The organism is Sorangiineae bacterium MSr11367 (assembly GCA_037157805.1).
GTDB lineage: Bacteria > Myxococcota_A > Polyangia > Polyangiales > Polyangiaceae > Pendulispora > Pendulispora rubella.
In genome coordinates, this window is record CP089983.1 from 1,537,526 (window position 1) to 1,564,524 (window position 26,999).

General features: G+C 68.8%; 2 protein-coding genes. Both read right to left on the reverse strand.

Annotated elements, in window-relative coordinates:
- Positions 1–18,801 carry an SDR family NAD(P)-dependent oxidoreductase gene (locus LVJ94_06295; protein ID WXB06843.1) on the reverse strand — a complete coding sequence of 6,267 codons (18,801 nt, stop codon included), beginning with the start codon at positions 18,799–18,801 and terminating at the stop codon, positions 1–3.
- Positions 18,794–26,722 carry an SDR family NAD(P)-dependent oxidoreductase gene (locus LVJ94_06300; protein ID WXB06844.1) on the reverse strand — a complete coding sequence of 2,643 codons (7,929 nt, stop codon included), beginning with the start codon at positions 26,720–26,722 and terminating at the stop codon, positions 18,794–18,796. The genes LVJ94_06295 and LVJ94_06300 overlap by 8 nt, the downstream gene beginning before the upstream one ends.
- Positions 26,723–26,999: the final 277 nt, after the last annotated feature.

A 26,999-nucleotide genomic window follows, 5' to 3' on the forward strand; every position in this document is an offset into this window, starting at 1 on the left:
TCAGCTCACCTCCAGAAAGGTGCTTGCAACGGCGAGAAGGGCTTCGTCTTCGAGCGCATCCAGATCGGGGCGAAGGGGGTCGTCTTTGGTGTCGCGCGTGCGCTCGAGCGTGCCGCTTTCGCGGGGGGCATCCTCGCCCAAGGCATCGCGCAGAAGTGAAAGCACGAAGCTCGCCACCCTGTGGGGCGACGGATGATCGAACGCGAGTGTCGCGGGGAGCGTCACGCCGGCCTTTCGCTGCAAGCTTCGTCGGAGCTCGACGGCCATCAGCGAGTCGAGACCGAGGTCGACGAACCCCGTGTGCGCATCCAGTCGCGAGGCATCGGGATGGCCGAGCACCGCGGACGTTTCCGTCCGCACCAGCGCGATGAGATGCTCCATTCGCTCCACGTCGGAGAGGGCGCGAAGCTCTGCGACGAATGCATCGCCTCCGCTCTCCACCGACGCGCGTGCGAGCTCCTCCAGCACGCGCACCGCATCCGGCAGCGCCTCGAGGAGCGGACGACGCCGCCCCGATGCGAACGACGGTACGAAGCGCGTCCAATCCACATGCGCGACCGTGAGCGTGGCCTCGCCATCGTCGACGGCTTGCCGCAAGGCTGCGAGGGCTCGCGCGGCCGCCATGGGCAACAGACCGAGGCGGTGCAGGAAGCTTCGAACCTCCGAGCTCGAGCCCATTCCTCCCTCGGCCCACGATCCCCACGAGATGGCCGTGGCCACGAGCCCGCGTGCCCGCCGATTTTCGGCGAGCGCATCGAGGTACGCGTTGCCGGCGGCGTAGCCCGATTGCTGTGCGCTGCCCCAGACGCCCGCGATGGACGAGAAGAGGACGAAGGCATCGAGCGGCCGATCGCCGAGGAGCCGGTCGAGGTGGAAGGCACCGGCCACCTTGGCGGCCACCACGTCGTGCAGCTCGTCGAGCGTCGTCTGCTCGAGGGCCTTCTGCTGCGTCACACCCGCGGTGTGCACGACGGCACGCAGATCACCGTGCCGCTCGAGAAGCGCCGCGAGGGCCTCCGGGTCGGAGCTGTCGCACGCCTCCAGCGAGACGCGCGCACCCATGGCCTGCAGCTCCTCGCACAGCTCGCGTGCGCCCGGTGCTTCCGGGCCGCGCCGGCTGGCCAGCACGAGATGCTCGGCACCTTGATGCGCGAGCCACCTCGCCACGTGTGCACCGAGGGCACCGGTGCCGCCCGTGATCAAGACGGTTCCGCGCACGTTCCATGTCGACGCCGGCATCTCGCCGCCGGACGGCGCGCGCACGAGGCGGCGCGCGTAGAGCCCCGAGGTGCGCAGCGCGAGCTGGTCCTCCTCGCCCGCGAGACCGGCGACGAGACGCTGCAAGGAGGTCGCGTCGAGGGAGGGCGGCAAGTCGATCAACCCGCCCCAGCGCGGCGCATGTTCGAGGGCGAGCACGCGCCCCATGCCCCACGTCAGCCCTTGGAGCGGCGAGGCCAGCGGATCGGAGCGCCCCGTGGACACGGCGCCGCGCGTGAGAAGCCAGAGCGGCGCAACCACCGCGAGATCGCCCAAGGCCTGCGCGAGCGCGAATGCGCTGGCAAACCCGCGGGGCAGTGCCGGATGCGCGGGCAGTGATGCGGTATCGAGGCCCAGCAGCGAGACGATGCCGCTCGGCGCCGGCGCGTAGTCCAAGATCTCCCGCAAGCGCGTGACGAGGCCCGCGCGGTCGTCGTGTTCGTCCACGGCCACGTGCACGACGTGCGCGCCATGGTCGGTGAGCGTGCGCGCCATGGTGCCGGCGAGCTCGCCGTTTTCTGCGGTGCTGACCAGCCACCACGTGCCCGCGATCCGCGCGCCCGAGGCCGAGGGCGAGAGCGCCTTCCAGATCACCCGGTAGCGCCAGGCATCGACGGTGTTCCGATCCGAGCGCTCCCGGTGCCACCGCGCGAGCACGGGCAGCACGGAGGCGAGGGAATCGCGCTGGGCGGGATCGTCAATGCGCAGCGATGCGCTGAGCGCGTCGAGGTTCCCTTTGGCGACGGCGTCCCAGAACCGGGCATCCCCGGGGGCCGAGGCCTCCGTGGCATTCGCCGCTTTGGCCTCGGTCCAAAAGCGCTCCCGGCGGAACGCGTACGTCGGAAGGGCTACCGTTCGTGCGCGCGGAAGGACCGTGCTCCAATCGAGCCGGAGTCCGGCGACGTGAAGTTCACCGAGCGAGGCGAGCATCCGCACCATGCTGCCTTCGTCACGCCGCAGCGAAGGGACCACCGTTCCCTCGCGCCCCGCGGCCTCGAGGATCGTCTGCAGCGCGATGGAGAGAATGGGGTGCGGGCTTAGCTCGACGAAGAAGGAGAATCCGTCTGCGACGAGTTTCTCGGTGGTCTCGGCGAAGCGCACCGGCTGCCGCAGGTTGCGGAACCAGTACGCGGCATCGAGGCTCTGCCCATCGAGCGGCGCAGCCTCCACCGTCGAATAGAGAGCCGTGCTGCCTGCGGTGGGCCGCACGTCGTCGACGACGTGAAGGAGCTCGTCGCGCATCGCATCCATGCAAGGAGAGTGGGACGCGATGTCGACCCGCACCTTGCGCGCGAAGATCTGGTCGGCGGTCATTCGGGCGAGGAAGTCGTCGATGGCCTCGGGCAGCCCCGAAACCACGGTGGAGCGAGGCCCATTGATGGCCGCCACGCAAAGGCGCTCGCCGTAGGGCGCGATGCGGAGGGCCACGGTTTCGGCGTCGAGCTCGACGGACGCCATGGCACCTTGGCCCGCGACGCGGAGCAGCGCCTTGCTGCGGAGGGTCACGATTTTGGCGGCATCGTCCAGGGAAAGTGCCCCGGAGACGCAGGCGGCGGCGATCTCGCCCTGGCTATGTCCGATGACCGCATCGGGCTCGATGCCCAGGGAGCGCCAGAGCGCCGCCAGGGAGACCATCATGCTGAAGAGGGCCGGCTGCACGACGTCGACCCGTTCGAGCGACGGCGCCCCATCGTCACCGCGCAGCACCCCGAGGAGCGACCAATCGACGTGCGGCGCGATCGCACGGTCGCACGCCTCGAGCCGCTCGCGGAAGACGTTGGACGACGCGAGCAACGCGCGCGCCATGTCCGGCCATTGCGACCCTTGGCCGGGGAACACGAAGGCGACCTTTCCCTCGCCCTTCTTCCTCCCCGACACGACGTGCGGTGCCGTGGAGCCATCGCGAACGACGGCGAGCGCGCCAAGCAACTCGTCGCGATCGCGCACGACGAGGGCGGCACGCCGCTCGAAGTGCGAGCGCGTGGTGGCCAACGAATGCGCGATGTCGGCGACGGCCAACTCGGGATGCGCTTCGACGTGCTCGCGAAGTCGTGAAGCCTGCGCACGAAGCGCCTCGTCGGTCTTGGCCGAGACGGGGACCACGAGCGGGCCCGTGACGGCGGCGGTCTCCTCGACGGAAGAAGAGCGACGAGGAGCCTCTTCCAAGATGACGTGCGCATTCGTTCCACTGATTCCGAAGGCCGAAACGGCTGCGCGGCGCGCCCGCCCGTTCGCGGGCCACGGTGTCGACGTGTGGAGAAGCCGGACCGAATCGCTCGACCAATCGATGTGCGGCGAAGGCGAATCGGCGTGCAGCGTTTTGGGCAGAAGCTCGTGCTGCATCGCCAGGACCATCTTGATGACCCCGGCCACGCCGGCGGCCGCCTGGGTGTGCCCCACGTTGGACTTGACGGTGCCGAGCCACAGCGGGCGCTCGGGCGAATGCTCGCGACCATACGTGGCTACGAGGGCCGCCGCCTCGATGGGATCGCCTAGCGGCGTGCCGGTGCCGTGGGCCTCGACGGCATCCACGTCTTGGGGCGAGAGCTGGGCGCGCGCGAGTGCCTGCCGGATCACCCGCTGCTGGGCGGGGCCATTGGGGGCGGTGAGGCCTTGGCTCTTTCCATCTTGGTTGATCGCGGAGCCGGGAACGAGCGCGAGAACGGGGTGGCCATTCTTGCGTGCGTCGGAGAGCCGCTCCAGGAGCAGCATGCCCGCGCCTTCACCCCAGCCCGCACCGTCGGCGTTGGCCGCGAACGCACGGCATCGGCCTCCGGGCGAGAGTGCCTTGAGTCGGCTGAAGATGACGAGCGGCTCGGGGGTGGCAAACACCGTGGCACCGCCGGCGAGGGCGAGCGAGCACTCGTGGTTGCGCAGTGCTTGGCAGGCGAGGTGAATCGCCACCAGGGACGAACTGCACGCCGTATCGACGGTCACCGTGGGGCCTTGGAGGCCGAGCGTGTACGCAATGCGTCCGGACGCGATGGCCGTGGACGTTCCCAATGCGGGATATCCATCTTCGGCCTCCCGCGGCGTCGGCACCACGAGCTCGTAGTCGTTGTAGCAAACGCCGACGAAGACCCCCGTGGGCGTCTCGTTCATCGAGAGAGGGTCGATGCCAGCGCGTTCGAAAGTCTCCCACGACGTCTCCAGAAAGAGCCGCTGCTGCGGGTCGAGGTACATGGCTTCGCGCGGGCTCAATCCGAAGAAGGCCGGATCGAAGAGATCGGGCCGCTCGAGGAAGCCGCCCTCGCGCACGTAGATCTTGCCCTTGGCGTCGGGATCGGGATCGTAGAGCGCGTCGATGTCCCACCCGCGGTCCATCGGAAAAGCCGCGATGGCATCGCGTTCCTCGTGAAGGAGCTGCCAGAGATCTTCCGGGGAGCGCACGCCGCCGGGGTAGCGGCAGCTCATGGCCACGATGGCGATGGGATCGTCGGCGTCATGGCCCGCGCGAGCCGCCACGGGCACCGCGGGGGAAGCCACCGCGAGATCGCCGAGAAGCTCGGTGCGAAGCCACCGCGCGAGGGCATCGGGGGTGGGATAATCGAAGAGGAGCGTGGCCGAGAGCCGGCGCCCGGAGGCCGAGGCGAGTCGGTCGCGGAGTTCGACGGCCATCAGCGAATCGAGGCCGAGCTCCTGGAGCGGACGCAAAGGCTCGATGGACCCAGGGTTGGCATCGAGCACGCTGGCCACGTGCTGCCGGACGAAGTCGAGCAGCGCCCGGACTTGGTCGGCTTCACCGAGGGACCGAAGCCGCTCGGTGAGCGCATCGATGGCGCGCGCCGGCGCCTCGACCTTTCGCGCGGGGGCGCGAACCAGGGATCGGAGCAGCGTCGGCAGGGCGTCGCCCCTCTGCGCGAGCGCCGCCGCATCGAAGCGCGCCGGAACGAGCAGGGCCTCGGGGCGTGCGAGCGCGGCATCGAAGAGCGCCAGCGCGTCCTGCGTCGACAGCGGCACGATGCCCTGCCGCCGGATGCGTGCGCGGTCTTGCTCGGGCAAGCGTGCGGCCATGCCGACACCGTCCCACGGTCCCCACGCGAGTGAGCACGCGGGGTATCCCTGCGCGCGGCGATGCGCCGCCAAGGTATCGAGCGCGCCGTTGGCCGCCGCGTAGTTGGCCTGCCCCGCGCTGCCGAGGACACCGGCAAGCGACGAGAAGAGAACGAAGGCGCGCAGATCGAGGTGGCGCGTGAGCTCGTGCAGATGCCACGCCGCATCGAGCTTGGGCCGAAGGACGGCGTCGACACGGTCTTCGGTGAGGGATGCCACGAGGCCGTCGTCGAGCACGCCCGCCGTGTGCACGACGGCGGTGAGCGGATGCTTGGGCGCGACCCGCTCGAGCAGCTGCGCCAGGTCGTCCGCGCGGGCGACGTCGCAGGCCCGAAGCGTGACCCGCGCCCCCGCCGCGCGCAGCTCGGCGAGGAGCGTGTCGGCTCCGGGGGCGTCGGGGCCTTGGCGCGACGCGAGGAGCAGATCGCGCACGCCGTGGTGGGCCACGAGGTGCCGCGCGACCTCGGCGCCGAGCGCCCCCGTGGCACCCGTGACGAGGACCGTGCCGTTCGGATCGAGGGGGCGTGCCTCCGCCTCCGCCTTGACCCGCGCGAGACGCGCCATGTGCAGTGCACCTTGTCGCAGCGCGAGCTGCGGCTCGGCGAGGGTGGCCGCGGTGCGGATGGCCCGGGCATCGACTGCGTCGACGTCGAGCAGGACGATGGGCCGGGCAGGGTGCTCGACCTGCGCCGAGCGCACGAGTCCCCAAATGGGAGCGTGCGCGGGATCGAGCGCCTCATCGCCGTGGACGGCGACGGCACCGCGGGTGAGGACGACGAGCCGGCACGCGGCGAAGTCGTCGTGCGCGAGCCAGGGCTGCAGCACCGCGAGCAAACGGTGGACTGCGCGATGGGCGCGCGCAGGGACATCGCCCTCGGTTTCATCGGCCGCATCGCTCGCGAGGACAAGCGCCACCACCGCGGGCAGCGGATCGCCCTGGGCGACGGCCTCACGGAGCGCGTTCGGATCGGGGTAGACCCTGGCATCGAGCGCCGCGCCCAGATGAAGGGCGTCCTCGCCGACGATGGCCCACGCTTCGTTGGGCGCCTCGGCGGCGGGGAGCTCGCCCCAGGCGAGGGAATACAGGTCGGGCGGGGTCTGGTTCGCGAAGAACTGTGTCGCGGGGGCGCGCCGCGCGGAAAAGCCTTCGATGTGCGCCAGGGGGAAGCCTTCGGCGTCCCAGAACGACATTTCGGAGAAGCTGACGTCACCATCGGCGGTCTCGCCGCGCAGCGCGTGTTCGGCCCACACGGGAACAGCATGCCGCCCGTACCAAACGAGACGCTCGACGGCGAACGGCAGACGCGGCGTCGGGTTGTCGACTTCGCGACCGCCCGCTTCCGAGCGAATCCAAAGCGCCAGTGCAAAGACACTGTCAACGAGCCCACCGGGCATGGGCGCATCGTCCGGCGGAACGTCGTCGGGCGCGTGCAGCCGCGCGAGCCCCGTTCGCTCGCGGGTGCCATCGATCTGGTGGAGCCACCGCCACCGAGGACCAAAGTCGACCTGCAACGCGCGCAGCAACGCATCGAGGCGCGACGTGGCCTCCGGGGTCTCGTCCGATGCGGGCGCCCGAAGGGCCGCACGCTCCGAGGACGTCGGGAGGTTCGACGGTTCGATGGCCGCCGTCACATGCGTGGTCCACTCGTCCCCGTGGCGCGTGCAGAGCCGCACGGAGAAGCCCTGCGCTGCGCGCGAGAGTTGGAGATGCAGCGTGACCCGCTCGGAGGCGCGTTCGAAGGAAATGGGGCGCAGGAACTCGACCTGGCGCAGCTCGAGCGCCTGATCCGGCCAATGCGCCTCCGCCACGGCGAGGAGGACGGCGACGTAGAAGGCGCCCGGCACCACGATGCGGCCGTAGACCAGGTGGTCCTGGAGGTAGGATTGGACCGACGGTCCAATCTCCAGGGTGTGCAGCACTGTGCCATCGGGGAGGTCGAACCGCTGCCCCGCCAACGGGTAGCGTCCTGCCTGCGTGCCGCGACGTTCGGTGCGCTCGATCCAATGGCGCTCGGGTTGGAAAGGATACGTGGGGAGCGCCACGCGCGATGGCCGAAGGGGCGCGAAGAAGGCCTCCCAGTCGATGCGATGTCCACGTGCGTGGAGCGTGCCCAGGGCGGATGCCAGCGTCTCGACGCCGCGCCCCTTGTGCAGGGTGGGCACGAACGCGAGGTCCTCGTCGGGATCGAGGCACGCTTGGGCGAGGGGCGAAAGCACGCCGTGCGGGCCGAGCTCGAGGAAGGTGGTCACGCCGTCGGCACGAAGTGCGCGGATGCCATCGAGAAAGCGAACCGCGTGCCGCGCATGCCGCACCCAGTAATCGGGCGAGGCGATGTCGGACGGCTCGGCCTGGAGCCCGGTGAGGTTGGAAAGGATGGGAATGCGGGGAGGCTGGTAGGAAAGGGTTTCGGCCACGCGCCGGAAGTCGTCGAGCATGGGCTCCACGAGCGGGGAGTGAAACGCGTGGCTGACGCGGAGCCGCGACGTCTTTCGACCGAGGGCTTCGAAGTGGCGGGCGATGGCTTGGACGGCCTCGTCGTCGCCGGCGATGACGGTGGACTGGGGACCGTTGAGGCCGGCGATGTCGACGCGCGGGTCGAGCCGAGACCGGACTTCGTCCTCGGTAGCTTGCAGCGCGATCATGGCGCCGCCCGGCGGAAGCGCCTGCATGAGACGCGCCCGCGCCGCGACCAGGGTGCACGCATCCTCGAGCGAGAGAACATCGGCCACGTGTGCTGCGACGATTTCGCCAATGGAGTGCCCGAGGAGTCGATCGGGCCGAAGGCCCCAGCCTTCGAGGAGCCGAAAGAGCGCGACCTCGAGCGCAAAGAGCGCCGGCTGCGCGACCCCCGTCTCGTGAATGAGCTCCGCATCGAGCATCGACGAATCGAAGCGCGCGCACACCTCGTCAAAGACCTCGCGAAATCGCGGAAACGCATCATGGAGAACGCTCCCCATGCCCGCATACTGGCTACCTTGCCCCGTAAAGAGGACCGCCAGCTTCCTGCCGCGCGTCACCTTCGAAGCCGTCAACGTCGCCAGCGCCTGCCGCACCTGCTCGCGATCCCGCGCCGCAAACCCCGCCCGCCATTCGAATTGCGAGCGCGTCGTCGCGAGCGAATACGCCACATCGACCAAGCCCACCTCGGGATGCTCTTCGAGATACGCGCCCAACCGCTCCCCCTGCACCCGCAACGCACTTTCCGTCTTCGCAGATAGCGTGAACGCCACCACGGATGGGGCGCCGGCCGTTACGGCTCCCTCCCCCTCGGAGGTCCGCGGCTTGCCGCGGCCGACTTTCAACGCAGCGGAAGGGTTGGGGTGGGGGAGCGCAGGCGCTTCCTCAATCACAACATGCGCATTGGTCCCACTGAGCCCAAACGCCGACACCCCAGCACGCCGCACCCTGTCCCCAACCCCCCAAGGCACCAAGGAATCCACCACCCGCACGGGCAACGCATCCCAATCGATATGCCGATTGCGCGGCGTCGTATGCAACGTCGCGGGCAGCGCCCCATGCTGCAAGCACGCGATCATCTTCGCCACGCCCGCCAACCCTGCGGCAGACTCCAAATGCCCAATATTCGTCTTCACGGCGCCCAACAAGAGCGGCCGCTCGGCCTCGCGCCCGTCACCGTAAACCGCAGCCAAGGCCTGCACCTCGATCGGGTCACCAAGCGCGGTCCCCGTACCATGGCACTCGACCACGTCGACATCCGCCGCACGCAGTCGCGCATCCTCGAGCGCAGCCCGGAGCACCTTCTGCTGCGAAGTTCCATTGGGCGCCGTGATGCCACTGCTGGCCCCATCATGGTTGACGGCCGACCCACGCACGACAGCCAGCACACGCCGCCCATTCGCGCGCGCATCGTCGAGCCGCTCCAAGGTGAGCACGACCACGCCCTCGCCGCGCCCGTAGCCATCCGCGCCATCGGAGAACGTCTTCGATCGCCCATCGGGCGCGAGCGCCCGCGTTCGCGACGCCAACACGAAGGGCTCCGGAGCCGCCATGACCTGGACGCCGCCGGCGAGCGCGAGCTGGCACTCGCCCCGGCGCAGGGCCTGGCAGGCGAGATGAAGCGCCACGAGCGACGAGCTGCACGCGGTATCCACGGAAAGCGCGGGCCCCTGCAACCCCAACGTGAACGCCAACCGCCCCGCCGCAAACGACGTGTGCGTTCCGGTGACGGCATACGCCTCGGCGTCGTGATCGTGCAGCCGCAACTCATAGTCACTGGGCCCGATGCCCACGAAGACACCGGTCTGCGAGTCGCGAAGCGTGTCGGGAACGAGGGCCGCATCCTCCAGCGCTTTCCAGCTCGCCTCGAGCAGCAGTCGATGCTGCGGATCGATGTGCCGCGCCTCGCGCGGGCTGATGCCGAAGAACGTGGCGTCGAACAGGTCCACGCGATCCAAGAAGGCCGCGTGCCGGACATAGGACTTGTCCTTGGCGCTGACGTCGGGATCGTACACCGCCTCGGCGTCCCATCGGTCCTCCGGGACGAGGCGAACGGTGTCGGCCGACGACGCGAGCAGATGCCAGAACGACGCAAGATCGACGACGCCGCCCGGAAGCCGCAGTCCGACGCCCACGATGGCGACGGGGGCGTCACCGTCGGCGGTGAGCGCACGAGGCGCATCGTGCGTGGCCGCCGCGGCGAGCCCGAGGGCCTCGAGCAAGAAGCCTGCGACGTGACGAGGCGATGGGAAATCGAAGGTCAGCGTCGCAGGGAGGGCCACGCCCGTGACCCGTTGCAAGCGGCGTCGCAGCTCGATGGCCATGAGGGAATCGAGGCCGAGATCGGCGAAGCCCGTCTGAGGATCGAGCTGCGCAAGATCGTCGTGCCCCAGGACCGCCGCGCACTCGGCGCGCACGCGTTCGACGACGTGCTCGAGGCGTTCGTCCTGGCCAAGGCCGCGCAACCGAGCGGCGAGTGTGTCGTTGGCTTCGGGTGGGGCCGATGCGGCCTCGAGTGCCTCGAGGGCACGGACCGCATCGGGGAGCGCGTGAAGAAGCGGGCGCGCTCGCCCGGAGGCGAACGTTGGAGCGAAGCGCGGCCAGTCGACATCGGCCACGGCGAGCGTCGTCGCGCCCTCGGTGAGCGCCCGATGCAGCGCTTCGATCGCGCGGCTGGGGGCCATCAACCGAAGACCGCGTCGCTCCAGGAAACTCTGCGCGCAGGCGTCGGCCGCCATACCGCCCTCCGCCCATGGCCCCCATGCGATCGCGGTGGCGGCGAGTCCGCGCGCCCGCCGCGCCTCGGCCAGGGCATCCAGGTAGGCGTTGGCGGCGGCGTACGCGCCTTGCTGCGCACCGCCCCACACGCCCGCAATGGACGAAAACAGCACGAAGGCATCGAGCGGAGCATCCTCGAGAAGCCGGTCCAGATGGAACGCGCCGGCCACCTTCGCTGCGAGCACGTCGTGCAGATCGTCGAGCGAGATGGCGTCGAGCTCCTGCAGTTGAACGATGCCTGCCGCATGCACGACCGAGCGCAGCCCCTCGAGCCGCCCGAGCAGTGCGGCGAGGGCCTCGGGATCGGCGCTGTCGCATGCCTCGATGGAGACGCGAACACCGAGCGCCTCGAGCTCGCGGCACAGGGCGTGGGCACCCGGTGCATCGGCGCCGCGCCGGCTGGTAAGCACGAGGTGCTCGGCCCCATTCCGCGCGAGCCACCGCGCCACATGGGCACCGAGCGCCCCCGTGCCCCCCGTGATTAAGACGGTTCCGCGCGGCTTCCACGAAGGAGCCATGGCCGTTTCGCGGGCCCGTACGAGTCGCCGCGCAAAGACACCGTCCGCGCGGAGCGCGACCTGGTCCTCGCTTCCGGCCAGGATGGCGGTGACGTGGGAGGCCGAGGTGGCATCGAGGTGGGCGGGGAGGTCGAGCAATCCGCCCCACCGTTCCGGATGCTCGAGCGCGAGAACGCGGCCCAGGCCCCAGGTCAACGCCTGGAGCGGCGACGCCGGCGCATCCTCGTGACCCACGGAGAGGGCGCCTCGTGTGAGCATCCAAAGCGGGGTCCGAAGCTCAACATCGCCCATCGCCTGGACGAACCCGAGCGTGGCGGCCAGGCCGCCCGGCGTGACCGCGCGCTCCGGCAACGGACGCGTGTCGAGTGCCAACAAGGAAACCACGCCGTGCGGCGCTGCCCCACGGGCGAGCGTCTCACGCAGATGCTCGGCGAGCCGCGTGCGGTCGTGCGCGTCGACCACGATGGGCACGACATGGGCGCCACGCTCCACGAGGGCGCGCGACAGCGTTTCTACGAGCGCATCGTCGACGGCGCCGGCGGGGAGGACGAGCCACCACGGACCCTCGAGGGAACGGCCCGCGATGGCCAGCGGCTCCCAGGAGATGCGGTACCCCCACGCGTTGTCCGTGCTCGGCGGCACGTCCACCCAAAAGCGCTCACGCTGGAAGGCGTACGTGGGCAGGGTGACGTGCGAAGGCCGCCACGGCGCAAACAGGGCTTGCCAATCGACGCGATGACCGCGGGCATGAAGAGCCCCGACGGCGGAGAGGAGGGTCTCGAGGCCGCGGTCCTTGTGGAGGGCGTGGACGAAGGCGAGATCGTCGGAGGCGCCGAGGGCGGCCTCGGCGAGGGGAGCCAAGACACCGTGGGGCCCGATCTCGAGGAAGGTGGAAGCGCCTTCGGCATGGAGGGAGCGCACACCATCGAGAAAGCGGACGGCGTGGCGGACGTGTCGAACCCAGTAATCGGGGGAGGTGATGTCGAGCGGCTCGGCGCGCGTTCCGGTGAGGTTGGAGACGATGGGGATGCGAGGCGGGTGATAGGAGAGTGTCTCGGCGACGCGTCGGAAGTCGTCGAGCATGGGGTCGATGCGCGGGGAGTGAAAGGCGTGGCTGACGCGCAGGCGGGAGGTTTTTCGGCCGAGGAGCTCGAAGTGGCGGGCGATGGCGTGGACGGCGTCGTCATCACCGGCAAGGACGGTGGACTGAGGAGCATTGATGGCGGCGATGTCGACGCGTGGATGGAGGAACGGCCGCACCTCGTCCTCGGAGGCCTGGAGAGCGACCATGGCGCCGCCGGGAGGGAGGGCCTGCATGAGACGTGCGCGAGCGGAAACGAGGGAGCAGGCATCGCCGAGGGAGAGGACACCCGCGACATGAGCGGCGACAATCTCGCCAATGGAGTGGCCGAGGAGCAAATCGGGCCGAAGGCCCCAGGACTCGAGGAGACGAAAGAGCGCAACCTCGAGGGCAAAGAGCGCGGGCTGCGCGACGCCGGTCTGGTCGATGCGCTCGGCGTCGAGCGTCGCCGGATCGAAATGAGCCGCCACCTCGTCGAACGCCTGCCGGAAGCTGGGAAAAGCGTCATAGAGCTCGCGCCCCATGCCGGCGAACTGACTGCCTTGTCCTGTGAAGAGCACGGCCAGCTTGCCGTCGCGCTTGACCCGAGAAGGCACCAACGCAGCAAGCTGCGCATGCACCTGCTCACGATTCCCCGCGACGAAGGCGGCCCGCACATCGAAATGGGAACGCGCCGTCGCGAGCGAATACGCGACATCGAGCAAGCGCACCTCGGGATTCGCGTCGAGGTACGCGCCCAACCGCTCCCCCTGCGCCCGCAACGCCACCTCGGTCTTCGCCGACAAGACAAACGCCGTTACGGCTCCCTCCCCCTCGGAGGTCCGCGGCTTGCCGCGGCCGACTTTCAACGCAGCGGGAGGGCTGGGGTGGGGGAGAGCAGCCGCCTCCTCCACAATGACATGCGCATTCGTCCCACTGAGCCCAAAGGCCGAAACCCCGGCCCGCCGCACCCTGTCCCCAACCCCCCAAGGCACCAAGGAATCCACGACCCGCACGGGCAACGCATCCCAATCGATGTGCCCATTGCGCGGCGTCGTATGCAACGTCGCGGGCAGCGCCCCATGCTGCAAGCACGCGATCATCTTCGCCACGCCCGCCAACCCTGCGGCAGACTCCAAATGCCCAATGTTCGTCTTCACAGCCCCAAGCAACAGAGGTCGCTCGGCCTCGCGCCCCTCACCGTAAACCGCAGCCAAGGCTTGCACCTCGATCGGGTCACCAAGCGCAGTCCCCGTACCATGGCACTCCACGACGTCGACATCCGCCGCACGCAGTCGCGCATCCTCGAGCGCAGCCCGGAGCACCTTCTGCTGCGAAGTTCCATTGGGCGCCGTGATGCCGCTGCTGGCCCCATCATGGTTGACGGCCGACCCACGCACGACAGCCAGCACACGCCGCCCATTCGCGCGCGCATCGTCGAGTCGCTCCAAGGTGAGCACGACCACACCCTCGCCGCGCCCGTAGCCATCCGCGCCATCGGAGAACGTCTTCGATCGCCCATCGGGCGCGAGCGCCCGCGTCCGTGACAGCAACACGAACAGCTCCGGGGCCGCCATGACCTGGACGCCGCCGGCGAGCGCGAGCTGGCACTCGCCACGGCGCAGGGCCTGGCATGCGAGATGGAGCGCCACGAGCGACGAACTGCACGCGGTATCCACGGAAAGCGCGGGCCCCTGCAACCCCAACGTGAACGCCAACCGCCCCGCCGCAAACGAAGGCTGCGTCCCCAAGAGCGCATACGCCTCACCGTCGCTGGCCCGGCGCTGAAGAATCTCGTACTCGCCCGGCCCGATGCCCACGAACACACCCGTTTGCGAGCCCTCGAGCGACTCCGGAACGACCCCGGCATTCTCCAGCGCCTGCCAGCTTGCCTCGAGCAACAACCGATGCTGCGGATCGATGTGCCGCGCCTCGCGCGGGCTGATCCCGAAGAAGGCGGCATCGAACCCGTCCACGCGCTCCAAGAAGGCCGCATGCCGAACGTACGCCTTCTCCTTGGCATCGGGATCGGCGTCGTAGACGGCCTCCGCGTCCCACCGATCCGCGGGGACGGCCCGCAGCGTATCCGTCGAGCTTGCGAGCACGCGCCAAAGGCTGTCCAGGTCGACGACCCCGCCGGGGAGCTGCAATCCGACGCCGACCACCGCAATCGCCGGATCGTCGTGCGCGGTGGCCCGAACCTCCGGCTTCGCCTCCGCCGCACCTGCCCCGCCACCGTGCAGGGACTCGAGCAAGAAGCCCGCGACATGGCGCGGCGACGGAAGGTCGAACGTCACCGTTGCCGGAAGCGCAATGCCCGTCGCACGACGAAGACGCTGCCGGAGCCCCACCGCCATGAGTGAATCCAGCCCGAGGTTCGTGAAGCCCGTGCGCGCATCGAGGCGTGACGCATCGCGATGCCCGAGGATGGCCGCCGTCTCGCGCAGCACCAGCGCTTCGAGGTGCGGCAAGCGCTCGCCCTCACCGAGGCCGCGAAGGCGATCGAGCAGCGCACGCTCGTCCGTTGCCGAGGCCAGCCCTTCGAGCGCCCTCCGCGCTTCGGGCACCTCCATCAGCGACGGCCGCGGCCGCGCCGCAGCCAGAAACGGTGCGAACTGTGCCCATTGGATGTCGGCCACGAGCAGCGACGGCTCCGCGCGACCGAGGGCCTGTTGCAACGCATCGAGCGCGCACTCCGGATCCATGGGCAACAGGCCCCGGCGGCGCAGATGGTCCTCCACCCCATCGCCCGCCCCCATTCCATCGCCCGCCCAGAGACCCCACGCGATGGCGGTGGCCGCGAGCCCGCGTGCGTGCCGATTCTCGGCGAGCGCATCGAGGTACGCGTTGGCGGCCGCGTACGCCCCTTGATGCCCATTGCCCAGCGTGCCTGCGACGGACGCGAAGAGCACGAACGCGTCGATGGGCCTGTCGCCAAGAAGCCGGTCGAGATGCATCGCCCCCGCGGCCTTCGCCGACAGGACGCGCTCCACGTCCTCTCTCGTCATATGCTCGAGAGCCTGCTGCTGCGTCACGCCCGCCGCGTGAAAGACGGCGCGCAGATCCTCGTGCCGCCCCAGAAGCTCCGCGAGCGCGTCGGGATCCGCGCTGTCGCACCGTTCGAGGGTGACGCGCGCACCCAGGCCCGTGATCTCCGCCTCGAGCTCCCGCGCACCCGGTGCATCGGGGCCGCGCCGGCTGGTGAGCACGAGATGCTCGGCCCCATGGCGCGCGAGCCATCGTGCAACCCGAGCCCCCACGCCGCCCGTCCCGCCGGTGACCAACACGGTGCCGCGTGGTTTCCAGGATGCCGCGTCGTTGCTTCTCACGGAGCGCGCGCGCACCAGCCGTCGCGCGAACAGCCCCGACGCACGTAGGGCGATCTCGTCGTCGTCGCGCCCCAGAGCCGCCACCAGCTTGCGCGCGGACGTCGCATCCAACGACGCGGGCAGGTCGATCAATCCGCCCCACCGTTCCGGGTGCTCGACCGCAAGCGTGCGCCCCAGTCCCCAGCTCAGCGCGTGAAGAGGCGTCGCGAGTGGGTCGGAGGGCGCGACCGACACGGCCCCTTGCGTAAGAATCCACAGCGGGGCAGGCAACGCGAGCTCGCCGAGCGCCTGCGCGAGCTCGAGGGTCGATGCGAGACCGCGCGGCAGTGCCGCATGCCCGGGCACCGCTTCCGTGTCGAGCGCCAGCAGCGAGACGACGGCGCGCGGGGCCGACGCGGCATCGAGCCCTTCACGCCTTTCGCGTGCCTCGGTGAGCCGGGCGACGATGCCCGCACGCCCAGCCGTGCCGTCGACCGCGATGGGCACCACGTGCGCTCCCTGATCCGAGAGGGCGCCCGACAGCGTTTCCGCGAGCCCGTGCTGCGGAGCCTCGGCGGACGTGACGAGCCAAACCGTGCCGTCGATGCGGGGCCCAGACTTCGTCGAAGGAAGCGCCTTCCACGAGATTCGGTAGCGCCATGCATCGCCAGTCGCATCGTTCGACGGATCGGCATCGACCCAAAAGCGCTCACGCTGGAAGGCGTACGTGGGCAGGGCGACGCGCGAAGGCTGTTGCGGCGCAAAGAGGGCCTGCCAATCGACGTGATGACCGCGGGCATGAAGAGCCCCGACGGCGGAAAGGAGGGTCTCGAGGCCGCGGTCCTTGTGGAGGGCGTGGACGAAGGCGAGATCGTCGGAGGCGCCGAGGGCGGCCTCGGCGAGGGGAGCCAAGACACCGTGGGGCCCGATCTCGAGGAAGGTGGAAGCGCCTTCGGCATGGAGGGAGCGCACACCATCGAGAAAGCGGACGGCGTGGCGGACGTGTCGAACCCAGTAATCGGGGGAGGCGATGTCGAGCGGCTCGGCGCGCGTTCCGGTGAGGTTGGATACGATGGGGATGCGAGGCGGGTGATAGGAGAGTGTCTCGGCGACGCGTCGGAAGTCGTCGAGCATGGGGTCGATGCGCGGGGAGTGAAAGGCGTGGCTGACGCGCAGGCGGGAGGTTTTTCGGCCGAGGAGCTCGAAGTGGCGGGCGATGGCGTGGACGGCGTCGTCATCACCGGCAAGGACGGTGGACTGAGGAGCATTGATGGCGGCGATGTCGACGCGTGGATGGAGGAACGGCCGCACCTCGTCCTCGGAGGCCTGGAGAGCGACCATGGCGCCGCCGGGAGGGAGGGCCTGCATGAGACGTGCGCGAGCGGAAACGAGGGAGCAGGCATCGCCGAGGGAGAGGACACCCGCGACATGAGCGGCGACAATCTCGCCAATGGAGTGGCCGAGGAGCAAATCGGGCCGAAGGCCCCAGGACTCGAGGAGACGAAAGAGCGCAACCTCGAGGGCAAAGAGCGCGGGTTGGGCGACGCCGGTCTGGTCGATGCGCTCGGCGTCGAGCGTCGCCGGATCGAAATGAGCCGCCACCTCGTCGAACGCCTGCCGGAAGCTGGGAAAAGCGTCATAGAGCTCGCGCCCCATGCCGGCGAACTGACTGCCTTGTCCTGTGAAGAGCACGGCCAGCTTGCCGTCGCGCTTGACCCGAGAAGGCACCAACGCAGCAAGCTGCGCATGCACCTGCTCACGATTCCCCGCGACAAAGGCGGCCCGCACATCGAAATGGGAACGCGCCGTCGCGAGCGAAAACGCGACATCGACCAAGCCCACCTCGGGATTCGCATCGAGGTACGCGCCCAACCGCTCCCCTTGCGCCCGCAACGCCACCTCGGTCTTCGCCGACAAGACAAACGCCGTTACGGCTCCCTCCCCCTCGGAGGTCCGCGGCTTGCCGCGGCCGACTTTCAACGCAGCGGGAGGGCTGGGGTGGGGGAGAGCAGCCGCCTCCTCCACCACGACATGCGCATTCGTCCCACTGAGCCCAAACCCCGAAACACCGGCAACGCGCCGCCCCTCAATCGCCGTCCACTCCACCCCTTCCGTCAATGGACACAGCGGCGTCCCCGCGAGCCGCACCAGCGGGCTCATATGCCGAAGGTGCAAATTCGCCGGCAGCCTCCGATGCCGAAGCGCCAGGACCACCTTGATGAGCCCCGCCACCCCGGCCGCAGCCTCCAAGTGCCCAATGTTCGTCTTGAGCGCCCCGAGCCACACCTTCGACCCATCCGCGCGCGCCGCCCCGAACACCGCCCGCAGGGCATCCGTCTCGATCGGATCCCCAAGCGACGTTCCCGTCCCATGGCATTCGATGAACCCCACCACATTCGGATCCACCCCGGCGCGTTCCAACGCATCCCGAAGCAACCTCTCCTGCGCGAGCACGTTCGGCGCCGTGAGCCCGGTCGAGCGCCCGTCTTGATTGACCGCGGAGCCCCGCACCACGGCCAAGACGTCGTCGCCGTCCCTCTTTGCATCCGAGAGGCGCTTGAGCACCACGATGCCGCAGCCCTCGCCCCGCACGAACCCGTTCGCCGACGCATCGAACGTCTTGCACCGCCCATCGGGCGAGAAGGCCTGGGTTCGCGCCAGGGCCGCCGTCGTGTGCTCCGACAGAATCAGGTTTACCCCACCCGCCAGGGCCAAATCGGACTCGCGCGTGAGGAGACTCTGACACGCCATGTGAATGGCCACGAGGGAGCTCGAACACGCCGTGTCGAGGGTCACCGCGGGGCCGGAGAACCCGAACACGTATGAGAGCCGGCCCGCCGCGGTGCTGGCCATGTTGCCCGTGACCTCGTACGCGTCGCGTTCCCCATCCGCACGGCGCCTCACGTGGTGCTGGTAGTCGTTGAAGCAAAGCCCGACGAATACCCCCGTTCGCGACGCATGCAATCGCTCCGGGACGATTCCCGCGTGCTCCAACGCATTCCAACCCATCTCGAGCAGCAGCCTCTGTTGCGGATCGAGCGCGATGGCCTCGCGCGGTGCCATGCCGAAAAAGTCCGCATCGAAACCATCCGGTTCCTCGTCGAGCAGACCCGCCCATCGCGGAACCCCGGCCGGCCAAGGTCCCACGAGGCGCGAATCGGGTACCTCGCGGATCATGTCCCGATGCGATTGCAACGTCTCCCAGAACGGCTCGAGTCCGTCGCCGCCGGGGAACCGGCACGCCATCCCGACGACGGCGATGGGCTCGCGCAACCGCGATTCCAATTCTTCGACACGGCTCTTCGCGGTTCGAAGCGCGAAGAGGATGCGTTGGGCATCGACGGGGGAACTACCATTTCGATTAGCCACCGAGAACCTCCTCCAGCTCCGTCAATTCTTTGAGCAGCGCATCGTCCGCCACTGGGATTTCCGGCCACGGCACCGCGACCGGCTCATTCCGCTTTCGGGTCGATTTCCCTTGTTCGCCCCCACCGCACAGCCGTTCGACCAGCAAATCCGTCAGGGCACGCGCCGTCGGGTACGTCCATACCACCGTGGAGGGGAGAGCCTGGCCGATGCTCACCTCCAATCGATTGCGAAGTTCGATGCCCATCAGGCTATCGATCCCCAGCGCCTTGAAAGGTGTCGCAGGATCCAGATGGGTTGGGTCCGCGCGCAGCACGCGCCCGATCTGCTCGAGCACGTGCGCCGTCAGCTCGCGCCGCGCCTCGGCCACTGGCGCGTTGCGCAGGTTTTGCAGCCAATCCACGTCGCGCTGGCGATCGGACGTGCGCGGTGCTTCGGCAAGGAGCGTCCCGAGGTACGGCCAGCCCGCGGCCTCGGGGTAGAACTCGACCCATTGGTGCACGTCCAGCGGACAGACGGCGATATGAGGAACCTCGGCCAATACCGATCGGGCAAAGAGGGTATTCCCGTCTTTCGGCGTGAGCAGGTCCATTCCGCGTCCGGCTAGCCGTGCCCCGCGCTGCTCGTCCCTCGCCGCCAGGCCCACCTCGGAGAAAGCCCCCCAGGCGATCGACACGGCTGGCAAGCCAAGGCTCCTTCGGTGGTGGGCAAGGGCATCGAGAAATGCATTGGCGGCCGTGTAATTTCCCTGTCCCGGGCTTCCGAGCAGCGTCGTGATCGAGCTGTAGAGCGCGAAAAAGTCCAGGTCGTGGTGTCGCGTGAGCTCGTGCAGGGCCTGCGCTCCGAGCACCTTCGGGGCGAGTACTCGCTCGAAGCGCTCCACGGATTGGTCCACCAGCAGCCCATCATCGAGAAGTCCCGCAGCATGCACGACGCCCTTGAGCGGATACTCCGCCGGAACCGCGTCCAGCGCCGCCGCGAGCACCGCACGATCGGCGACGTCTCCCGGCACCACGGTCACGCGGGTGCCGTGCGCCCGCATCGCCTCCACCGCCTGCCGCTGTTCGTCCCGCGTGATGCCTTGGCGGCCCATGAGCACCAGGTGGCCAGCGTGTTGCTCGGTCATCCAACCCGCGAGCGACAGGCCAAGTCCGCCCAGACCGCCCGTCACGAGATACGTCGCGTCGTGCTTGACCCATGCCGCATTGGAATCGATGGGGACGGTAATGGACGGTGGCTCGTGCTCGCGGACGCGAAATACGAATTTGCCAATGTGTTTGCCGCGGCCCATTTCCCAAAAGGCGTCCTGCGCCCGCGAAAGCCCCATCGTCCGGTGGACGAGCGGCGTGAGCGTGCCCCGGCGCACGTGCTCCAGGACCTCGAGAAATACGGACCGCACGAGCTCGGGCTCGCGCTTCAGCATGGTGGCGACGTCCACCAAGGTGAAGGACAACCCTTTCAAGAATGGCTTCAATCCGATGCCCCGGTTGGCGAGGTAATCCCGTTTTCCCAGCTCGACGAAGCGGCCACCCTCGCGCAAGAGCCCGAAGCTCTTTTCCAAGTACGGACTGGAAAGCGAATTGAGCACGACGTCGACACCCTCGCCGTTGGTCCAGCGATGCACGTCCTCCACGAATTGGTCGGAGTGCGAGTCGGAGACGAATCGAATCCCTTTTTCGCGAAGCCATGCCCGTTTTTCCTCGGTGCCTGCGGTGGCGATGACCGTCGCACCCACATGGCGCGCCCACTCCAAGGCCGCCAACCCCACGCCGCCCGTGGCCGAGTGCACGAGCACGCGGTCCGTCGCTTTCAAACGCGCGACGTGGTGAAGTGCGTAATACGCGGTCAAGTGCACGATGGGCAAGGTGGCTGCTTGCTCGAAGGACATTCCCTCCGGTACCGGAAAGACCAAGGCCTCCGGCGCGGTGACGTGCGTCGCGAATGCATTCATCCCCAGCGCGAGCACGCGGTCGCCCACGTGAAATGCCGAAACACCGTTGCCCACCCGAGCGATGCGGCCCGCACACTCGCAGCCGAGCCCCGCACCGGGGATTTCGCCCAACGCCGAGAGCACGTCGAGAAAATTGAGCCCCGCGGTCTCCACGGCGATCTCGACCTCGCCGGGGTCGGGGGGCGTTCGCGGGAACGGGGCCAGGCGCAGCGTGTCCGTTTGCGCCGAGGTGCCGGCGCTGCCGATCGCGAGACGGTAGGAGCGGTCTCCCGCCGGCTCGATGCGCTGGCGGGCGGCTTCGGGCAGCGTTTGGCGTTGCAAACGGGCCACGAACACCGCGTTACCCCGCAGCGCCACCTGGTCTTCGTCCGTGTCGCTGAGGGCCAAAGAGGCCAGGGCCCGCAGCTCGGTGCCATCTTCGAGATCGCCCAGGTCGACACGAAGGGGCCGCAGCGACGGGTGCTCGGAGCGCACCGATCCACCGAGCCCCCAGAGCAAAGCCTGCTCGGGGCGCACACCGCCGCTGCCGCGCGGCGATTGCGAACGATGGCAGACCATCACCAGGCGCGGTGGAAATCGCGATGTTCGCGATGCAAGCTCCTGCACGACGTGCAGCGCGCCCATCCATCCCGACGGGGCATCGAGCCCGCCGAGGAACATCACGCCGTGCAGCGTCCGGTCGAACAGGGGTGCAATGGCCGTGCGATGGCGCGTCAGGGACGCATCGACGATTTCGACCTTCACGCCGCGCGCGTTCATCTCCGCCGCGATACGGCGTCCGGCATCGCCTGCACCGGCGAAGATCACCCAGCGCTGGCCGGTGGGGATGGCGTCCGTGGTCCCGAACCACGGCTCGCGCTCCTCCCACGCGACGCCGAGCCATGCATCGGCCAGAGGTTCCTCGTCGCGCCGTGCGCCGCGTTCGAGGCGTGCCAGGCGCAGTCCACGGACCTCCCCGACGGGCGCGCCATCATCGTCCCATAGTGTCAGGTGCGCAACGAGATCTCCTTCGGTATCGCGCGCGACGTCGGCCTCGCACCACACGCGGGTGCACGACGCCGTCTTGCTCAGTCGAACCTGCTCGACGAAAACGGGGACCATCGGCCCATCGTCGGGGGTGCAGTCGGCCGCGGCGAACGCCACGTGGATGCACGCGTCGAGGAGCGCCGGGTGGATGACGTAGGCGGCGGCCTGCGTGGCGGGCGCGGGCAGCTCGATGCGTCCGAGTGCGCGCGGGCCGCCGGGTTGGCCGAACAGCCCGCGAACGCCGCGGAATGCGGGGCCGTACTTCAGGCCCATGCGCGACAGCGTCGCGTAGAACGCGTCGACCCCGCGTGCATCCGTGCATCGCGCTTTGGCGATCTCGAGGGAAGGTGGCGCACCCTGGGGGCGAAGGCTTGAACGGGCGCGACCCGAAACGAGCTCTTGCCACGAGGTCTCTCCGTCGGCGCCTGCCACGCCGCGTGAGAGATGAAAGCGCCACGAGGCGGAGCCGTCTTCGCGCCACGCGATTTGAACGAGCGCCCGCTCCTCGGAGAACACGAGTGCCTCTTTGAGCTCGATGTCCTCCAGTGCGATCTCGCCCGAGGCGAAGGCCGCTTTGGCGGTGGCCAACGCCATGTCGATGGACGCCGCACCGGGCAAAACGCACGCAGCTTCGACCTGATGGTCGCGGAGCCAGGGGAGCTCGCTCAGCGACAACTCGCGCTCCGAAAAGACGACGTCGGGAAGGGCCGACATGCGAAATGGGCGCGTTCGTGCGGACGTCGCCGAACCCCGCGGCGCGGTGGCCTCGACCCAGAAGCGCTGCGCTTGAAAGGGGTACGTGGGCAGGGCGACCCTTCGCGCCCCGGGAAAAAGCGCCTTCCAATCGAGCTCGAGCCCGGCGACGTGAAGCTCGCCGGCGGACGACAGGAGCCGCGCGAGATCGCCTTCATCGCGTCGCAGCGAGGGAACGACGGCCCCTTCGCTCCCCGCGGCCTCCAGCGCCGATTGCACGGCAAGGGCGAGAACCGGATGAGGACTCACCTCGATGAAAAAGCCGAATCCATCGGCGAGAAGCGCGTCGACCCCCTCCGCGAAGCGCACCGGCTGCCGCACGTTGCGAAACCAATACGCGGCATCGAGCTCGGCGCCGCCGACGGCGGTGGCCTCCACGGTCGAATACAAAGGAACGCGCCCATCGCGCGGGCGCAGGCCGTCGAGATCGTGGTGCAGCTGCTCGCGAATCGCATCCATGCGCGGCGAGTGCGATGCGATGTCCACCCGCACTTTGCGGGCGAAGACTTCGGCCGCGGACATTTCGGCGACGAAGGCGTCGATGGCCTCGGGCTCGCCTGAGACGACGGTGGAGCGGGGGCCGTTGATGGCGGCCACGCAGAGGCGCTCGCCGTAGGATGCGATGTGGCGCGACACCGCGCCGGCATCGAGCTCCACGGAGGCCATGGCCCCTTGCCCGGCGAGGCGAAGCAGGGCCTTGCTGCGAAGGGCGACGATCCTCGCCGCGTCGTCGAGGTCCAGGGCACCGGCGACGCAGGCGGCGGCAATCTCGCCCTGGCTATGCCCGATGACCGCATCGGGCTGCACGCCCAGCGATTTCCAAAGGGCCGCGAGGGAAACCATCATGGCGAAGAGCGCCGGCTGGACGACGTCGACCCGTTCGAGGGAGGGCGCTCCCGCATCGCCTCGCAACACGGCGAGCAGCGACCAATCGACGTGCGGAGCCAGCGCGCGCTCGCACGCCTCGAGCCGCGCGCGGAACTCGGAGGACGACGCGAGCAGCGCACGGGCCATCCCGGGCCATTGCGAGCCTTGGCCCGGGAACACGAAGGCGACCTTGCCGTCCCCCTTCTTTCGTCCGGTCACGATTCGGCGATCGACCGCGCCATCGCGCAGGGACGCGAGCGCGCCGAGCAGATCGGCGCGATGGTGCACGACGACGGCCGCCCGCCGCTCGAAGCGCGCGCGCGTGGTTGCCAGGGAATGCGCGATGTCGGTGAGCGCGAACTCGGGATGCGCCTCGAGGTGCGTGTGAAGCCGGGCTGCCTGCGCGCGCAGCGCCTCCTCCGTCTTGGCCGAGATGGGGACCACTCGATGGCCCGAGGTTTCCTCGTCCGCCGGCATCCACCTCGGATCGACCCCCAACCGAAAGAGCGCTGCAAGGCTCTCGATCATGGTACCCCGCTCGTCCTCGTGGCGAAAACACGACGGAAGCACGTGCGCGCTGGTCCTGCGGGCATTCTTCGCGCGCAGCGTCTCCTCGATCGACTTGGTCAGCACCGCGTGCGGGCTCAACTCGATGAATACCGCTGGGCCCCCCTCCGCCAGCGCCTCGATGGCGGCCTGGAAGCGCACGGGATTGCGCAAATTGGCCGCCCAGTAATCCGGTCCGCACTCCGGGCCGGTCAGCCACGCATCCCAGGCCGTCCCACGCATCGCCGGTTTGGCCGGCTTCGGCGATATCCCTTTTACGTCCGACCGCAGCCGTTCGAGCAAAGGATCCATTTGGGGGCTATGGGACGCATAATCGATGTTCACGCGATGGCATTTCGCGCCGCGCGCAGCCAACTCCGTGCGTGCGCGTTCGATGGCGGGCAGGGATCCCGAGAGCACGGTCGAGCGCGGGCTATTGATGGCTGCAACCACCAGGCCATCTCCATCGACGTCATCCGTGAGAAAACGAACTTCGTCCTCCGGCAAGGACACAGCGAGCATGGCTCCCTGGCCCAAGGCATGTTCGGCGACGACCCGGCTTCGTGCGACGACGACGCGCAGGCCCTCCTCGACGTCGAGAACACCCGCCAGGCAGGCGGCGGTGATTTCCCCCATGCTGTGGCCGACCACGGCATCGGGCTCGACGCCCCACGCGCGCCATAGCGCGCCCAGGCCGAGTTGCACGGCAAAGAGCAAAACTTGAACGACGACCGCGTCCTCGAGGCGGGAGTGCGCCTCGTCGGCGAACAACTCCTCCACGATGGACCAACCAAGGAGCGCCGAGGCATGCCGATCGCACGCCTCGACGGCGTTGCGAAATGACGGCTCGTGCAGCAGCAGCGCGCGGCCCATTCCGAGCCACTGCGAGCCATGGCCCGGACACACGAGCACGATACGAGGACGACTCTCCACCGGGCCTTGCGCCCGAAGCCCGCCCGCGAGCAGGTCCGAAAGACCCCGCACGAGCTCCCCGACGTCGCTGCCGGTGACCGCCGCGCGGTACGTGGCCGCCGGGAGCTCCCTCGTTGCCTGCGAGGCCGTTCGGCAGAGGGCGGCCGCATCGTCGAACGTGCGCAAGGTGAAGGCCGCGTCCAAGGCCGCGAGCGCCCGTTCGCGAAGCTCCGCCGCGCTGTTCGCCGCCAAACCGAGAAAGAGCCTCCGGCTCGAAGGCGCCGCCTCGAGCACGGCGTGGCAATTGGTGCCGCCAAAGCCGAACGAACTGATCCCCGCCCGCGGCGTTTCTCCGGCATGCGGCCAGGGCTCGAGCTCCGTCTGAACTTTCAGGTTCAGCGCGTCGAACGCGATATGCGGATTGGGCTTTTCGAAGTGAAGATTGCCCGGTAGTGCACCATGATGAAGGGAGAGCGCCACCTTCACCAAGCCGGCCACGCCGGCGGCGGCCTCCAAGTGTCCGAGGTTCGTTTTGACGGATCCAATGCGCAATGGCCGTTCCGCCGAATGATTGGGGCCGAAGACCGTGCCGAGTGCGCCCGCTTCGATGGGGTCACCGAGGATGGTCCCCGGGCCGTGCGTTTCGACGTAGTGAATCGAACCCGGATCCACGGAAGCCGACGCATGCGCGGCCCGCAGCATGGATTCTTGCGCCTGCGGATTAGGGGCGGTCAGGCCATTCGAGAAGCCATCGTTGTTGGCGGCGGTGCCCCGGATGACCGCGTAAATGCGGTCCCCATCGGCCATGGCGCGGCTTAGTCGCTTCAAGACCACGACCCCGCCGCCCTCGCTGCGGACGTATCCGTTGGCCCCGCCGTCGAATGCGCGGCATTGCCCATGGGGGTTCATCGCGCCGAACTTGGTCATGGCCACGGTGCTCTCGGGCGAAGCGATGACATGCACTCCGCCCGCGATTGACATCGTTGTCTCCCCGACACGCAAACTCTGGCAGGCAAGGTGGATGGCCACCAACGAGGAGGAGCACGCGGTGTTGACCGTGAGGCTTGGTCCTTCCAGGCCGAGGAGGTAGCTCACACGCGCCGAGATGATCGACGTATCCTGCCCCGTGGCACTGTGCGTATCCAACGCCCGCGCATCGCCATGGGTGAGTTTCGCATAGTCGCTCCACATGGCCCCCGCGAAGACGCCCACGGGCAGGCCACGCACGGTCAAAGGATCGATCCCCGCGTCCTCGAACGCCTGCCAGGCCAGTTCGAGAAAGAGGCGCTGCTGCGGATCCATCTGCTGCGCCTCGCGCGCCGAAATGCCGAAAAACGCGGCGTCGAACGCATCGACGGTCTCGAGAAAGCCTCCCCATCGGGTGCTCATCTTCCCGGGGGTGGAGGGATCTTCGTCGAAGTACGCATCGACGTTCCACCGTTCGGCGGGCACCTCACGGATTCCGTGCCGCTTGTCGCAGAGCAGGGACCAGAATTCCTCCGGCGAGCGCACACCGCCCGGCAAGCGGCAGGCGATCCCGACGATGGCCACTGGCTCCACGGAGGGCCCGTTCGTCCCTGCGAGCGAGGCGCTCGTCCCGCTGGGCGTGCCGGACATGACCGGTGGCGCATCGGCATTGGCCGAGAGCGCCGCAGCATACCGCGAGAGCGCGCCGGGGGTCGGGTGCTGCCAGGCCACGGTGGGGGAGAGCGGCCGGCCGATTCGCTGCGAGAGCCGCGAAATGAGGGCGGTGATCTGCCCCGACTCGAGCCCGAGCTCGCGGAATCGCACCGCCATATCGATGGTGCCCGCGCGCACCCCCAGCGAGTGCGCGATGTCTTCACGCAGCCATGCAGACAAATCTGTCACGTTCGTCGCAGACGAAGAGGGATTCGATGGTTTCATGATCTGTCACCCGCCCAGCGTTCGGAAACGCGAGAAAAAGAAGGTGCCGCCCCAATGTGCGCGCTGCTGGCCGCAGTCTAATACGAGGGTCGTTGATCTGCCACGCGATTTCGAATCAACGCCCCGTAAATGTCATTTATCGGCCGCGTAGTTCGAAATGCCAAACGAATGGCCGGTGACGTGTTCGGTCACGCTCGCCTCAGCCAAATATTAAATCTATAGGTTCCCGGAATGGACTGCG